At 64.6% G+C, this 14,844-nt stretch carries 15 protein-coding genes and 1 tRNA gene; 10 read left to right on the top strand and 6 right to left on the bottom strand.

Annotated features, from left to right (window positions below):
• Positions 1-250: 250 nt before the first annotated feature.
• The gene (locus GGD67_RS05575; protein WP_179731514.1) at positions 251-1,420 is read right to left on the bottom strand and encodes an MFS transporter; all 1,170 of its coding nucleotides are present in this window, start codon (positions 1,418-1,420) and stop codon (positions 251-253) included.
• 113 nt (positions 1,421-1,533) lie between these two features.
• On the opposite strand from GGD67_RS05575, the gene GGD67_RS05570 reads away from it, so the two are divergent.
• Positions 1,534-1,905, top strand: coding sequence for a helix-turn-helix transcriptional regulator (locus GGD67_RS05570; protein WP_179731512.1), 372 nt, complete (start codon positions 1,534-1,536; stop codon positions 1,903-1,905).
• A 168-nt stretch (positions 1,906-2,073) separates the two neighbouring features.
• Here the strand turns inward: GGD67_RS05570 and GGD67_RS05565 are convergent.
• Both GGD67_RS05565 and GGD67_RS05560 read right to left on the bottom strand, forming a co-directional pair.
• Positions 2,074-2,149 (bottom strand) — tRNA-OTHER (locus tag GGD67_RS05565).
• 54 nt (positions 2,150-2,203) lie between these two features.
• Positions 2,204-2,905, bottom strand: a complete 702-nt coding sequence (locus GGD67_RS05560) for a class I SAM-dependent methyltransferase (protein ID WP_179731510.1) — start codon at positions 2,903-2,905, stop codon at positions 2,204-2,206.
• 114 nt (positions 2,906-3,019) lie between these two features.
• Here GGD67_RS05560 and GGD67_RS05555 point away from each other — a divergent pair, with 114 nt between their 5' ends.
• A complete protein-coding gene (locus GGD67_RS05555; RefSeq protein ID WP_104465952.1) occupies positions 3,020-3,544 on the top strand; it encodes a Dps family protein in 525 nt (174 codons plus the stop codon).
• A 124-nt stretch (positions 3,545-3,668) separates the two neighbouring features.
• On the opposite strand, the gene GGD67_RS05550 is transcribed toward GGD67_RS05555, so the two are convergent.
• Together GGD67_RS05550 and carA are read right to left on the bottom strand one after the other, a co-directional pair.
• Entirely contained in the window at positions 3,669-4,190 is a 522-nt protein-coding gene (locus GGD67_RS05550; RefSeq protein ID WP_179731508.1) for a hypothetical protein, read from the bottom strand.
• Between the two features lie 163 nt (positions 4,191-4,353).
• Positions 4,354-5,544, bottom strand: coding sequence for a glutamine-hydrolyzing carbamoyl-phosphate synthase small subunit (gene carA, locus GGD67_RS05545; protein ID WP_018318250.1), 1,191 nt, complete (start codon positions 5,542-5,544; stop codon positions 4,354-4,356).
• A 146-nt stretch (positions 5,545-5,690) separates the two neighbouring features.
• Here carA and GGD67_RS05540 point away from each other — a divergent pair, with 146 nt between their 5' ends.
• The 7 genes from GGD67_RS05540 to GGD67_RS05510 all read left to right on the top strand — a co-directional run bounded on the left by GGD67_RS05540 (position 5,691) and on the right by GGD67_RS05510 (position 11,342).
• Complete coding sequence (locus tag GGD67_RS05540) at positions 5,691-6,401, top strand: alpha/beta fold hydrolase (protein WP_179731507.1); 711 nt, start codon at positions 5,691-5,693, stop codon at positions 6,399-6,401.
• 51 nt (positions 6,402-6,452) lie between these two features.
• On the top strand, positions 6,453-6,908 hold the full coding sequence (locus tag GGD67_RS05535; protein WP_018318249.1) for a GatB/YqeY domain-containing protein: 456 nt from the start codon (positions 6,453-6,455) through the stop codon (positions 6,906-6,908).
• A 224-nt stretch (positions 6,909-7,132) separates the two neighbouring features.
• Positions 7,133-8,272, top strand: coding sequence for an epoxide hydrolase family protein (locus GGD67_RS05530; protein ID WP_179731505.1), 1,140 nt, complete (start codon positions 7,133-7,135; stop codon positions 8,270-8,272).
• Positions 8,273-8,321: 49 nt separating this feature from the next.
• Positions 8,322-9,932 carry an acyl-CoA synthetase gene (locus GGD67_RS05525; RefSeq protein ID WP_179731503.1) on the top strand — a complete coding sequence of 537 codons (1,611 nt, stop codon included), beginning with the start codon at positions 8,322-8,324 and terminating at the stop codon, positions 9,930-9,932.
• A 26-nt stretch (positions 9,933-9,958) separates the two neighbouring features.
• On the top strand, positions 9,959-10,426 hold the full coding sequence (locus GGD67_RS05520; RefSeq protein WP_018318246.1) for a MarR family winged helix-turn-helix transcriptional regulator: 468 nt from the start codon (positions 9,959-9,961) through the stop codon (positions 10,424-10,426).
• Positions 10,427-10,509: 83 nt separating this feature from the next.
• Positions 10,510-10,896, top strand: a complete 387-nt coding sequence (locus tag GGD67_RS05515; protein ID WP_179731501.1) for a nuclear transport factor 2 family protein — start codon at positions 10,510-10,512, stop codon at positions 10,894-10,896.
• A gap of 2 nt (positions 10,897-10,898) precedes the next feature.
• Complete coding sequence (locus GGD67_RS05510) at positions 10,899-11,342, top strand: hypothetical protein (RefSeq protein WP_104465320.1); 444 nt, start codon at positions 10,899-10,901, stop codon at positions 11,340-11,342.
• Position 11,343: 1 nt separating this feature from the next.
• Here the strand turns inward: GGD67_RS05510 and GGD67_RS05505 are convergent, their stop codons facing one another.
• Positions 11,344-13,575 (bottom strand): ATP-binding protein, encoded by a 2,232-nt coding sequence (locus tag GGD67_RS05505; RefSeq protein WP_179731499.1) that lies wholly within the window; start codon positions 13,573-13,575, stop codon positions 11,344-11,346.
• Positions 13,576-13,815: 240 nt separating this feature from the next.
• Between GGD67_RS05505 and GGD67_RS05500 the strand changes: the two genes are divergently transcribed.
• Complete coding sequence (locus GGD67_RS05500) at positions 13,816-14,586, top strand: DUF2189 domain-containing protein (protein ID WP_179731497.1); 771 nt, start codon at positions 13,816-13,818, stop codon at positions 14,584-14,586.
• Positions 14,587-14,844 lie beyond the last annotated feature (258 nt).

Here is a 14,844-nt window from a genome sequence, read left to right as displayed (position 1 = left end):
ACTCTCGCCGGACTGGAATTTAGGCACAAAAAAAGGGCGCGCTCCTGCGCGTCCCTTTGGCCGAAGCGCGATCAGCAAAAGTGGCCACCGGTTTTGCGTCCGATCGCGCTTCTACTCTTATAAGAGGCGCATGATCTTGACGCCAAACCGCCTACACTTTGGCGGATCATGCGCGCGCGCGGTGGTCTCCCTCGCGCGCGGGTGCGTCTTAGACCAGATTCCGGAGCGGCGAAACCCCGAAAAACGCCCATCAACCGGCAATTTTGACGGGTTTTGGCCTGGCCTGCCAGCCACGGGCGAGATGCACCAGAAGTGAGGCCGCAACGCTCGTTCCGCCGATCCAGCCGAGGTCGGTCGGCGAGAGGGTGGCCAGCACCGCCCCGCCCAATGCCCCGCCGACGGCGAAGCCGAGATACATGGCGGAGGCGTTGAGCGAGAGCGCGATCATCGAGGCCTGCGGCTCGATCCGGATGATGCTGGCGACCTGGGCCGGGTAGAATGCCCAGCCCGAGATGCCCCAGAGGAAGATCGCGCCCAGCACCGCATAGTGCGCCTGGCCCGGCATCAGCTTCAGGACCACCGAGTGCAGGATCAGCGCTGCTGCCATGCCGGCGAGCCCGAGGCCCACGGTGGCGAGCGTACCGAGCCGGTCGGCAAGTAAGCCGCCGAACATGTTCCCGATCGCGGCCGCGCCGCCAAACACCAGCAACGCAAGGCTGATTTGCTGCGCATCGAAGCCGAGGCCGCGCAGCGGAATCGCGAAGTAGGTGAACACGGTGAAGCCGCCGAGCGCCCATAGGATCGTGATCACAAGCGCGACCAGGACATTGCTGTGACGCGCCACGGCCAGCCGTTCGCCGAGCGAGGCGGTGTTGCGCGGCAGGCCGCGGGGCAGGCCGAGCAGCAGCCCGGCAAGCGCGACGGTGCCGATCATAGCGACCATGGCAAAGGTCGCGCGCCAGCCGAGCAGGCTGCCGACGAGGTTGCCGAGGGGAACGCCAATGACGGTCGCGACCGTCAGGCCCGACGTGACCAGCGCCACCGCTCGGCCGCGCCGTTCCGGCGAGGCGACCGCCACGGACACTGCGAGCGCCGTCGGCATGCAAAGCCCGGAGCCCAACGCCATCAGCATCCGCGAGGCCAGCAGCAGGGCGTAGCTGGAAGCCACCATCGCGGCGAGATTTCCGGCGATGAAGGTCGCCAGTGCCAGGGCCAGCACGGTGCGGCGGTCGATATTGTTCAGCGCGACGGCCAGGATGGGTGAGCCCACGGCATAGGTGAGGGCGTAGGCCGTGACCAATTGGCCGGCGGCGGAGACCGAAATCTGCAAATCGGCGGCGATGCCGGGCAAAAGGCCTGCGATTACAAAGCCTTCGGTCCCGATCGCAAAGGCCGCCAAGGCCAGCCAGAATACGCTCATTGGACGAGATCCCTATGTTCAACGTTTATTGAACTATTGAATGTGAGGAGATGGATGTCAATTGGTTCAAGAACTATTGAACATTGTGGCCGCTTCGCTATGATTCCCGGATCATGAGCCGCACACCTCTCCACCCGACCCCCGAGCAGATCGAGCTGCCGATGGTGCTGGATTGCCTGAGCGATCCGATCCGGCTCGCCATCGTCTACCAGCTTGCCCAGCAGGAAGGTGTCAGCAGCGAGCTCTGCTGCGGCGACTTCAACGGGCTCGCGGGCAAGTCCAACCTCGCCTATCACTTCGCCAAGCTGCGCGAATGCGGCCTGATGCAGACGCGCGTGGCCGGTACCAACCGCTTCATGCGGCTGCGCCGCGAGGATCTGGACGCGCGTTTTCCCGGCCTGCTCGATGCGGTGATCAAATCCGCGGCCAGGGATGCCGAGCGGCTTCAGTTGCTGCCGGAGGGTGAAGTGGTTGCGGCAGATTGAGGTTGGGGCGGGCAGTCCGTCTTCGCTTCCGCTGCGCTCCAGCTACGCCGGACATGCTTCGTGCCTGCGGATTGCTGACACACGCCCGGCTTCGCCCTTCGGGCTTCGCCGCGGCAGCCTTCGCCACGAAAAGGCTTACCGAGCCGAAGCTGCGTAAGCAGCGAAGGCTGGAGACCCGGCCTGGATTTGAACCAGGATGTAGAGCGTTGCACCGCCCTCGCGTAGACGCTTCCGCCACCGGGCCGAGGCGATCATTACCGATTGCAGTGCGACAAGCTACAACGGCTAATTGTTATGCTTAACGAACCAGAGGCGGCCGCGCGATGAAGGTCATGCGCCAGCGATTGTGGCCGATATTGGCGTGGGCGCGCTGGACCGCGAACCCGGCCGCTCTCAGCTTGGCGGTAATTTCCTCCTCGCTGTAGCGCTGGAGCCCGATACGCGTGCGCAGATGACGGTAGTCGGACAGCGCGGTGCTGATTAGCCCGATCAGTGCGTCTTTCAGGAAACCATGGCGCAGGCCGAAGCCGAGCAGCGCCATGACGTCCCTGAACATTCCGACGTTGGGCTGGAGGATGTCCCCCAGCACCAGCTTGCCGGAGGGCTTCAGGATACGGCGGATGGTGAGGAGCGCGGCATCGAGCTCGTCCGGCGCCATGTATTGCGCGACCGAGTTCATCACGACGAGGTCGATCGACTGGTCCTGCATCTTGCGGACATCGTCGAGCGAGCGGACACGGATCTTGGTGTTCGGGGCAAACCGCGCGATCAGCCGGCCGCGCACGCCCGGCGCGGGCTCGGCGAGGATCAGCTTGCCGCAGCTAGCGGCCACTTCGGTCGCCGAGAGCGCCTCGCCGCAGGCATAGTCCAGCACCGTCGCGTCCGGCGAGGGGATATAGCCGATGATGTCCCGCGCGATGATCTGGAAGTGCAAGTCGCGATGCAGCTTGCTGACATAGATCGTATGCGTCGAGTCGTAATAATCGATCCAATCGTCCATGGTATTCGATGGTCCCGGCCAAACGGTTCCCGTCAAGGAACCAGCGCTGCCCGCCTTGCGTTAGGGGTGCGACGGCGCGCCGTCAATGTCCGCGTCCTAACAGGAAGGCTTCCCGTGAGCAAAACCAACAACAAGGTCTCGCCCGATCTCGATACCCCCACCGACCTGTCGCCCGACGGGGTCAAGAAGGTTTCGGAGGCGCTCAACGTACTTCTGGCCGACGCCTTCGCGCTGTATCTGAAGACCAAGAATTTTCACTGGCACATCAGCGGCCGGCATTTCCGCGACTATCATCTGCTGCTCGACGAGCAGTCCGACCAGATCTTCGCCACCACCGACCAGCTCGCCGAGCGCGTCCGCAAGATCGGCGGCACCACGCTGAAGTCGATCGGCCAGGTCGCAAAGCTCCAGACCATCAAGGACAACAACGAGGACTACGTCCCGCCGCGCGAGATGCTGCGCGAGCTGATGCAGGACAACAAGCACGTCGCGGCTGCGATGCGCAAAGCGCACGAGGTCTGCGACGACGCCGGCGATGTCGCCAGCGCCAGCATTTTGGAAGTGTTCATCGACGAGACCGAGCGCCGGACGTGGTTCCTGTTCGAGGCCACGCGGCAGGAAGGCAGCAACGCGGCGTAGGGCACGGTGCCGTAGGGTGGGCAAAGGCGCGCTTCTTGCGCGCCGTGCCCACCATCTTTCCTTACGGCTTGAATAGATTGGTGGGCACGCTTCGCTTTGCCCACCTACGGCGCCGCCGTTGTGGCTACCGCCACAGCCGCATCAACGCCCCATCCGTGCCCGTCACGGGATCGGCCGGCGGCATCGCGACGTTCGGAATCGTCTTCAACGCTTTCGCGTGGCTCTCCGGCGTTGCGCGCGTGATCTCCATCTCTGCCCCGGGCGGATAGGCGCCGATCACGCAGAAATCCTCGCTCGCCCTGATGCGTTGATGGCCGGTGCCGGCCGGCAGGATCGCGACATCACCCGCCTTGATCTCGAGCTCCTGACCATGGTCGCCGCCGAAGCGGACGCGGGCTCTGCCACGCGCGACGCCGAGCACCTCATGCACCGTCGCGTGGTAATGCAGATAATCGTAGATGCCATTCCGCCACGTCCCGCCCCAGCCATTCGCTTCGAACAGGTTCTCGATGGTCTCTTCCGGCCGCTCCGGGTCGAGCTTCACCGCAGCCTGGTAGACCAGGAACGGAAGGATGTTGTTCGGCACGAGCCCGTCATCCTCGAACACGATGGCGAGCGGCTCGGCCTTGTCGCGGACGACGGACATGGCGGGACTCCGGCTGCAAAGACAGCGGGACAACATTCTATCGTGTGGAGGTGTTCCTCAACAGGTCACCTGTCCCGGACGCGCTGCAGCGTGCAACGCCGCGGCGCAGAGCCGGGACCCCAGAGCCGCGAGGCCCAGTCAGCGGGGCATGAGAGCGCGCGTCTTACGCGCTCTTCTTCTGCCGCATCAGATCCGCAAAACGCTGGAACAGATAGTGCGAGTCGCGCGGGCCTGGTGAGGCCTCGGGGTGGTACTGCACCGAGAACACCGGCTTGCCGTCGAGCTGGATGCCGCAATTGGAGCCGTCGAACAGCGAGATGTGGGTCTGCGTCGCGCCCTTCGGCAGCGTGGTCTCGTCCACCGCAAAACCGTGGTTCATCGAGGTGATCTCGACCTTGCCGGTGGTCTCGTCCTTCACGGGGTGATTGGCGCCGTGATGGCCCTGATGCATCTTCTTCGTCTTGGCGCCGACGGCGAGGCCGAGCATCTGGTGGCCGAGGCAAATGCCGAAGGTCGGCGTGCCGGACTTGATGACGTCCCGGATCACAGGCACGGCATATTTGCCGGTCGCGGCCGGATCGCCCGGACCGTTGGACAGGAACACGCCGTCCGGCTTCATCGCCAGAATGTCTTCGGACGAAGTCGTCGCCGGCACCACCGTCACCTTGCAGCCGACGCCGGCGAGCAGGCGCAGGATGTTGCGCTTGATGCCGTAGTCGATGGCGACGACGTTGAACTCCACCTTGTCCTGGCGGCCAAAGCCCTTGTCCCACAGCCACGGCGTCTCGTCCCAGGTGAAGCGCTGGCCGCTTGTGACCATCGGCACGAGGTCCATGCCCTCGAGGCCCGGCCATTCGCGCGCCTCTTCCTTGAGGCCATGCAGGTCGAACTCGCCGTTCCTGGCGTGCGCGATCACGGCGTTGGGCATGCCCTTTGAGCGGATCAGCGCGGTCAGTGCGCGGGTGTCGATGCCGGAGAGGCCGATGATGCCGCGCGCCTTCAGCCACTGGTCGAGATGCTTGGTGGCTCGATAGTTCGAGGGATCGGTGATCGCGGTGCGCAGGATCACGCCGCGGGCGCCAGGTGTGGCGGCCATGTTCACCGTCTCGATGTCTTCCTCGTTGGTACCGACATTGCCGATATGCGGGAAGGTGAAGGTGATGAGCTGCCCGGCATAGGAGGGGTCGGTGAGGATCTCCTCATAGCCGGTCATCGCGGTGTTGAAGCAGACTTCACCGACGGCGTGGCCTTCGGCGCCGAGACCGAAGCCTTCAAGCACCGTGCCGTCGGCAAGCACGAGGAGCGCGGTCGGTTTATGGTCCGGCCAAGCGGGATCGTTGTCATGTTGTGTCATGAGCGCGTTTCATAAGCCTGCCGGACGCCCCCGTCAAAGCGCAGATGCACCGATTCACATGCGTTTTTGCATATTTGACAGCCTGTCTCGGGCTCCTAAGCTTGGCCGCACAATTTCCGGCAAATTCCTGGGCTTGCGAGGCAATAATGGACCAGACCACCCCGATTCTGTTGGTTCCGGGGCTGGCCTCCTCGGCCCGGATCTATGCTCCGGTCATCCCGGCGCTGTGGCGTTTCGGCCCGGTCATGGTTGCCAACCATATCCGCGACGACAGCATTGCGGCGATCGCCGCCCGCGTGCTGAGCGAGGCCCCGCCGCGCTTCGCGCTCGCCGGTCATTCCATGGGCGGCTACATCGCATTCGAGATCATGCGCCAGGCGCCCGAACGGGTGTCAAAGCTCGCGCTGATCAATACCCAGGCGCGGCCCGATACGCCGGAGGCGACCGCACGCCGGCGCGGCCTGATGGAGCGCGCCCGGCACGGCGAGCTCCGCGCGGTCCGCGAGGAGAGTTTTCCGGAGCTGGTGCATCCGTCGCGGCGCGATGATGCCGATATTCTCAAGCTGGTGCATGCACAGGACGAGGATGTCGGTGTCGAGGGCTATCTGCGGCAGCAGTCCGCGATCATCGCACGGGTGGATTCACGCCCGACGCTCGCAGCCATCAAATGCCCGACGCTTGTGTTGACTGGCGATGCCGATAACACCATCCCGAACGCGCTCTCCAGGGAGATGGCCGAGGGCATCGCCGGCGCAAGGCTCAAAGTCCTCGATCGCTGCGGGCACTTGCCGCAAGCCGAGCAGCCCGAAGCGACAATGCGGGCCCTGACCGAATGGCTCGGAACCGAGGTTGTCTAGGGGCCGCGAACGGCCTAGATCAGGCGTCAGATATTCGAAGGGATCACGATCATGTTGCGCGACGACATCAACAATGCGGTCAAGGAGGCCATGAAGGCCAAGGACGAGCGCAAGCTGTCCACGCTGCGCATGGTCAACTCGACCATCAAGAACGCCGACATCGATGCGCGCGGCAACGGCAAGCCGCCGCTGTCGGACGCCGACTTGCTCGGTGTGCTGCAGAAGATGATCAAGCAGCGCCAGGAGGCGGTCGAGCTCTACGACAAGGGCGGCCGCGCCGAGCTCGCGGCCCAGGAGCGCGAGGAGATCGCAGTGATCTCGGCCTATCTGCCGAAGCAGATGGCCGACGACGAGGTGAAGAAGGCGATCGCGGATGCGATCGGCGAGACCGGTGCCGCCGGCATGAAGGACATGGGCAAGGTGATCGCCGTGCTGCGCGCGAAGTATGCCGGGCAGATGGATTTCGGCAAGGCGAGCGGCCTCGTGAAGGCCGCGCTGTCGGGCTAGCTGCTTACCCTCCCCTGGAGGGGGAGGGTCGATCGCGCGAAGCCTAGCGGGGTGGGCTGATCTCTCCACTCGGGCAGCGCTTCCGCGGAAAGACTGTCACCCCACCTCGGTTCGCATGCCGCTTCGCTTCATGCGAACCGATCCTCCCCCTCCGGGGAGGATCGGTACCTTTGACGTGGCTGCGATCCGGTCTACTCTCTCGACAAGAAAAATCGGGAGGCACGATGACCGGCGCCATCAAACCGTTCCGCATCGCCATCAGCGACGACATTCTCTCCGATCTCAAGTCGCGTCTCACCCGCACGCGTTGGCCGGAGGCGGAGCTGGTCGACGACTGGAGCCAGGGCGCACCGCTGAAGTGGATCCGGGAGGTCTGCGCCTATTGGGCGAGCGAATATGACTGGCGCGCCCGCGAGGCAAAGCTCAACCGCTTCGCGCAGTTCACCACCGAGATCGACGGGCTCGACATCCACTTTATTCATGCGCGTTCGAAAGAACCAAGCGCGCTGCCGCTGATCATCACCCATGGCTGGCCGGGTTCGATCGTCGAATTCCAGAAGGTGATCGCGCCGCTCACCGATCCCGTCGCGCATGGCGGCAATCCCGCGGACGCGTTTCACGTCGTCTGTCCTTCGCTGCCCGGCTTCGGCTTCTCCGCCAAGCCGAAGGCGACCGGATGGGGCGTCGACCGCATCGCCGTGACCTGGGCGCAGCTGATGGAGCGGCTGGGCTATGCGCGCTATGGTGCGCAAGGCGGCGATTGGGGGTCGGCGGTGACGGCCTCGCTCGGTGCGCAGGATGCGGAGCACTGCGCCGGCATTCACATCACGCTGTCCTTCAACTCGCCGCCGCGCATGGAGGGCGAGCCGACTCCGGAGGAGAAGCGGGCACTCGCCGGCCTCAAGCATTACGTCGATTTCGACTCCGGCTATTCCAAGCAGCAATCGACGCGCCCGCAGACGCTCGGCTATGGCCTCACGGATTCGCCGAGCGGGCAGGCGGCCTGGATCCTAGAAAAATTCTGGGCCTGGACCGATTGCGACGGCCATCCCGAGAACATCTTCACCCGGGACGAGCTGCTCGACAACGTCATGCTCTATTGGGTGACGGAGACGGCGACTTCCTCGGCGCGGCTCTACTGGGAAAGTTTTGGCAAGCGCCGCACCACGCCTGTCGTCAAGGTGCCGACCGGCGTCGCCGCGTTCCCCAAGGAGATCATCACGCCGGTGCGGAGCTGGATGGAACCGAACTTTCACAACATCACGCATTGGAGCGAGATGGAGAAGGGTGGCCATTTCGCCGCCTTCGAGCAGCCGGAGCTGTTCGTGCGCGATGTCAGGAAATTCTTCCGGACGATGCGGTAACTCTCTAGACTGGGCAACAACGACAAGACCCGGGAAGACGACCAAGCCCATGCTCACCGAAGCCAAGACCTACGACGAGCTCGTCCGGAATTTCCGCTGGGACATCCCGGCGCGCTTCAACATGGCGGAAGCATGCTGCGATCGGCATGCCGACGGCACCGGCCGGCTCGCGCTTGTTTATGTCGACGAGAACGGCGCCACCACGCGCACCTCCTTCGACGAGGTCGCGGACATGTCGCGCCGCTTTGCTAACGTGCTGAAGGCCGATGGGCTTTCGCGCGGCGACCGCGTCGCGGTGTTCCTGTCGCAGTCGCTGGAGCTGCCGATCGCGCATATGGCGGCGTTCCGCTCCGGCCTGGTCTCGATCCCGCTGTTCGCCCTGTTCGGCGAGGACGCGCTGGAATTCCGCCTGTCGAATTCACAGGCGAAGGCAATCGTCACTGATGAGGCGGCCTGGGAGAAGCTCACGAAGATCCGCGAGCGGCTGCCCTATTTGCAGGACATCTACATCACCAGCGGCGCCGTCCACGCCGGCGCAAAGCCATTCTGGCCGGCGATCGAAACCGCGTCCGAGGACTTCGCGACCGTCGACACCGCCGCCGATGATCCCGCGCTGATCATCTACACCTCGGGCACGACGGGAAATCCCAAAGGCGCGCTGCATGCGCACCGCGTCGTGCTCGGCCATCTCCCCAACGTCGAGATGTGTCACAATTTCCTGCCGCGTCCAGGCGATCTCATGTGGACGCCGGCGGACTGGGCCTGGATCGGCGGACTCGTCAACGGCCTGCTCGCATTCTGGTATCACGGCATCCCCCTGGTCGGGCATCGCGCGCGCAAATTCGAGCCGCAGGCGGCGATGCAGATGATGGCCGATCTCGGCGTCCGCAACGTCTTCCTGCCGCCAACCGCGCTGAAGCTGATGCGGCAGGCGGGCGTGAAGCACGCGGGCGTCAAGCTCCGCAGCATCTTCACCGGCGGCGAGTCCCTTGGCGGCGAGCTGCTGGGTTGGGTGCGCGAGACCTTCGGCATCGACGCCCATGAGGTGTTCGGCCAGACCGAGTGCAATCTCGTGATCGGCAGCAACTCCAACCTGTTTCCGATCCGCCCCGGCGCGATGGGCAAGGCGACGCCGGGCTTCGACGTCCGCATCGTCAACGCCAAGGGCGAGGAATTGCCGCGCGGCCAGCGCGGCATCATCGGCGTGCGCCAGCCGTGCCCCGTCACCATGCTCGAATATTGGCGCAATCCGGAGGCGACGGCGAAGAAATATGCCGGCGAATTCCTGCTCACCGGCGATCTCGGCGTGCAGGACGAGGATGGCTATTTCTGGTATGTCAGCCGCGAGGACGACGTCATCACCACCGCCGGCTATCGCGTCGGCCCGTCCGAGATCGAGCACACGCTGATGAAGCATCCCTCGGTGGCAATGGCCGCGGTGGTCGGCATCCCCGATCCGATCCGCACCGAATCGATCAAGGCCTGGATCGTGCTGCGTCCGGGCTTTACCGGCACTGACGCGCTGGCGCGCGAGATCCAGGACTTCGTCAAGGTGCAGCTTGCCGCGCACGAATATCCGCGCTTCGTCGAATTCGCCGAGACGCTGCCGATGACGGCGACCGGCAAGGTGCTGCGGCGCGAGCTGCGGGCCAAGGGCTGACTTCTTAACAGGGCTGACTTCCGACAATGGCCAAGACGTCTCAAGCCGCGGGACTTCACCGCGCTTCGCTCGACAAGCTGCACGATCTCGATGCGGCGCTCGAGCTCATGTATTACGGCTGGCGCGGGATGACGCTGGAAGCGGACGAATATCTTGCGAAGCAGGGCCTGTCGCGTCCGCATCATCGTATCCTCTACGTGGTGGCGCGGCGGCCCGATATCGCGATCGGCTCGCTGCTCGAGGTCCTCGGCATTTCCAAGCAGGCCTTGAGCCGGCCGCTCAACCTGCTGCTGGAACGCAAGCTCCTGACGTCGAGGCGCTCGCCCGAGCAGCATCGCTCGAAGCTGCTGCGTCTGACGGCCGCCGGGCAGCGCATCGAGCAACGGGCCTCGGACCACGAGCGCAAGGTTTTGCGCGAGGCGTTCGATCGCGTCGGCGCATCCGGGGCGGCGGCATGGATGGCGGTCATGGGGACGATCGCCGACAACAATTGACGGTTCTTAAAGTCAATGTAGTTGACATGAGAAGCGGGCTTTGCCACTGTCCTGGCAACAGGCCGGGGAGGGCCCGTGTCGTCATGAGCGGACAGAATCCATTGAGCGCGCAGAAAATGAATCGCGCGGCCGCCGAGCGCTTCGTCGCGGCATGGTGCGCGAGCTGGTGCAAGGTCGATATCGACGCGGTGGTGGCGCATTTCGCCGAGAATGCGCAGATGCGCAGCCCTCTGGCACTGACGCTGACCGGTTCTCCTGTCGTCGCCGGCATCGAGAATATCCGCAGCTATTGGCGAAAAGCCTATGGCCACATCGAAAGCGCGGACCTGAAGATCCTGAGCTGGAGCTGGGACGACACCATCGCGCGCCTGACGGTGTGGTGGCAGCTCGGCGACACGCGCGCCAGCGAGTTCATGGATTTCGACGACGCTGGCCGCGTCGTGCGCAGCGAAGCCTTTTACGGAAAATGACCATGCGCCTTTCGGATATCGTCCTGCTCCTCAACACGCTGTGGTTCGGCGGCGCCTTCATCCAGTTCAGCATTGCGCAGGCCAACACGCTGAAGATCTTGCTGCCGCGGGAAGAACGCAGCAATCCGATCGCGCCGACCCTGGCGGCCAGCGTTGCGTTCCTGGGCGGGATGAACCTGCCGATCGGGCTGTTGTCGTTCTACCTTCTGGTTGCGCGTCCGCTCTTCTTCCAGCCGGTCGAGGCGCAGCTCACGCTGTTCCTGTTCTTTTCGGCCTGCCATTTCAGCCAGTTCGCCTATAACCTCCCAGTGCTGATGCGTGGCGGACGTGTCGGGGTCGCCTACTGGCCGGTGTTGAAGGGTCCGATGCTCCGGATCTTCGTCATCGACGCGGGCCTGTTCGCGGCCAATCTCGCAGTGGCGCTCCAGCTCGCGATAGCGTCCTGATCTACCGCGACGGCTCCGAGAGCGCGGCCCGCAGCATCGCCGCAAGATCCTTTCGCCGGAACGGCTTGGTCAGAATGCGGGCGTCGCCGTCCCCGTCCGGAGTCTTGACGGGCGTCTGGCTGTAGCCGGAGGTGAAGAGCACCTTGAGATCAGGCCGCAGCTCGGTTGCTTGCCTCGCAAGCTCCGGCCCGAACATGCCGCCGGGCATGACGACGTCGGTGAACAGCAGCTGGATGTCTCCGGGTTGGCGCATCACCTCCAGCGCTGCCGGTCCGTTCGACGTGGCGATGACCCGGTAGCCGAGCGTCCTGAGCTCGTTCTCGACATAGGCCCGCACCATGTCGTCGTCTTCGACGAGGAGAATGGTCTCGTGTCCCGCTTGTGTGACGGTCGCTTCCGCTGGGCGCAGGTCCTCGCCCGGCGGTGTTTCGAGACGGGGAAAGAACAGCCTGACGACACTGCCTCGTCCCGGCTCGGACTGTATCTGCACAAGTCCGCCAGACTGTTGTGCAAATCCGTAGACCATGCTCAGGCCGAGGCCGGTCCCCTTGCCGACCTCCTTGGTCGTGAAGAACGGCTCGAACGCGCGGCTGACCACCTCGGCGCTCATGCCGCTGCCGGTATCGGTCACGGCCACCATCACGTAGTCGCCGGGCCGCGGCTCGCCGTTGACGTCGAGGTCGGATTCACCGAGCGAATTGTTGCGCACCTCGACCGTCAGCTTGCCGCCCTCCGGCATCGCATCGCGCGCGTTGAGCACGAGATTGAGCAGCGCTGTCGTCAGCTGGCCGGGATCGACGCTGGCCGGCCATAAATCCCGTTCGAGCGCGAAGCGGCACTCGATGTGCTCGCCCAGCGTCCGACGCAGAAGCTGCTCCATGCCGAGCACCTTCTCGGCGATGTCGATCTCTCTCGGCCGCAGCGGCTGCTTGCGTGCGAAGGCGAGCAGGCTCCGCGTCAGGTCAGAGCCGCGCTCGGCGGCGGTCGCGATGTCGCCGGCGATGCGGTGCAATTCCTTGTTTCCCGCCAGCTGGTCGGCAAGATGCTCCGAATTGCCGAGAATGACGGTCAGGAGATTGTTGAAGTCATGCGCCACGCCGCCGGTGAGCTGGCCCATGGCTTCCATCTTCTGGGATTGGCTGAGCTTCTGGTTGAGATCCGCGATCGCGGCGCGCTGCCGCTGCAGCGATTCGGCGGTGCCGTTGAGCAGGGTCATCAATCCGCCGAGCTCGCCGCCCGGATGGGGCTCCGGAATGCGCGCGCTGAGATCTCCGCGCCCGAGCCTCTTCGCCATGGTGGCGAGCCGCCCGACCTGGCGGCCGATGCTCACGGTCGTGAGGATCCATAAGCCGGCCAGGAGCAACAGTAAGGCCACCGCGAGAATCGCCATGTCCTCGTAAAGCCGGCGGTTCGCTGCCGCGACCAGTCCGTCCTTGGAGCGTCCGACCATGATGGTGAGGCCGGCCTTGCGCATCGAGGGCGAGCGGGCAACGCCCCAGATCTGCGTGCGGCCCCCGCGGTCGGTGACTTCCCGAAATGGCTCGCCATCGGGCGCTGCCGCAAAGCGGAACAGATCGGAGCCCGCAATGGTCCCGCCAATGGGCACGCTCCAGCCGCCGCCCTTGGGGGCGACCAGGACCGTACCCTTGGCGTCGACGAACAGGATGTCCTTCTCGGCCAGCAGCCGCTTGTCGTGAAATTCCGCGAATTTGTTCAGGTTGAAGGACGCGAGCAGCACGAATTTCAGCGCGCCCGCCTCCGATCGCACGGGATAGGCGATCTGGAGCACCGATAGCCCGGTGAGGCGGCCGAACACCGGCTCCGCGGCAACGACGCCTTGAAGACCCTTGACCTCTTTGAAATAGCCGCGGTCGTTCAGGTCGAGGGTGCGGTTGGTCCGAAGCGAGTCGCAGAACAGGCTGCCGTCGGGATCGATGGTCAAGATGCCCGTGAACTGCGGATATTCTTCGCGCACTTCCGACAGAAACGCCGAGCACGCCGCCTTGTCGCGCGTGTCGAGGTCGCGGGCGCGGGCCAGACCGTAGTGGAGCTGGGCGGTGCCCTGGATCTTCTCGTTCAGATCGCTCGCGATGTCGTCGGCGGATGTGGCCAGATTGGCCAGCGCCGCGTCGATCTCGCTGGCCCGGTTCTGCACAAAACGCAGCCCGACCAGGATCGCGGGCACCAGCATGGCGGCAATGACGAGGATCAGTAACCGGGTACGCAGGCTCATCGGTGGGGCGGTCCGCTCTCAGGCGCATCTGCTCGGAGGTACAATTTGCGGACGATCGTCTGCCCAGTCCATAGCATTGGCGCGAAAATCGCACCGATGGTGAAGGATTTCGCATCGCGAGCATTGTTATCTCGCCGCTGCTCTTCGCGCAGGCTGGCATCAAGTTGCGCCTGCGCGCGGCGGCGCTAGTATCGCAGCATGCGCGCGACGAAAGATCGCGCCGATGTGTGGAGGGAGCTGATGTCCATCTCCGGCAAGGTCGATCCGGTGGTACGTCGCGTCGCGGCGACCGATGTCGCCGAGGCGCTGGTCGAGGGTCTGCGCGATTTCCAGGCGCTGCCGTTCTACGGTCTCTGCTTCGGCGCGCTCTACGCCGCCGGCGGCATCGCCATCATGCTGTGCCTCACCGCCTTCGGAATGGTCTATCTCGTCTATCCCCTGGCGGCAGGCTTCGCGTTGATCGGGCCGTTCGTGGCGATCGGGCTCTATGAGGTCAGCCGCCGCCGCGAGCGCGGCGAGCCGGTCTCGTTCGGCGCGATCTGGTCGGCTGTGCGCGCGCGCAGCGAGATCGGCTGGATGGCGTTCGTCACGCTGTTCGTGTTCGTGATCTGGATGTACCAGGTGCGGCTCCTGATCGCGCTGCTGCTCGGTCTGCACGCTTCGTTCTCGAGCCTTCAGGAATTCATGACCGTGGTGCTGACCACGAATGAAGGCCTGCTGTTCCTCGGCATCGGCAATGCGGTCGGCGCGGTGCTGTCGCTGATCCTGTTCTCGCTGACCGTGGTGTCGTTTCCGCTGCTGCTCGACCGCGAGGTCGATTTCGTCACGGCGATGGTGACAAGCGTGCGCGCGGTGGTGACGAGCCCGCTGCCGATGATCACATGGGCCGCCGTGATCGTGATGCTGCTGATCGTCTCGGCGCTGCCTTACTTTCTCGGGCTGATCGTGACGTTACCCGTGCTCGGGCATGCGACCTGGCATCTTTATCGGCGGCTGGTGGTGCCGGTGTAGCTAGTCGCCTCCGCTGCTTTTCCTTCTCCCCTTGTGGGAGAAGGTGGCGCGAAGCGCCGGATGAGGGGTTGCCTCAGCGAATTCTATTGCGGGAGACCCAGACGCGGAGACAGACCCCTCACCCGTCTCGCCGCTTTCGCGGCGAGCCACCCTCTCCCACAAGGGGCCTGTTGCGTTATCGGTCTTGGAGGCTGAGGACATGAGGAGAGAGGGGCGCGGTCACGGCAATTGCCAGCGAGGTCTCTAGTGTTCGCCCTC

Source organism: Bradyrhizobium sp. IAR9, assembly GCF_013408065.1.
Classification (GTDB): Bacteria; Pseudomonadota; Alphaproteobacteria; order Rhizobiales; family Xanthobacteraceae; genus Bradyrhizobium.
The sequence above is the reverse complement of the archived record's forward strand: the minus strand, read 5'-3'. Positions and strand labels throughout refer to the sequence as shown.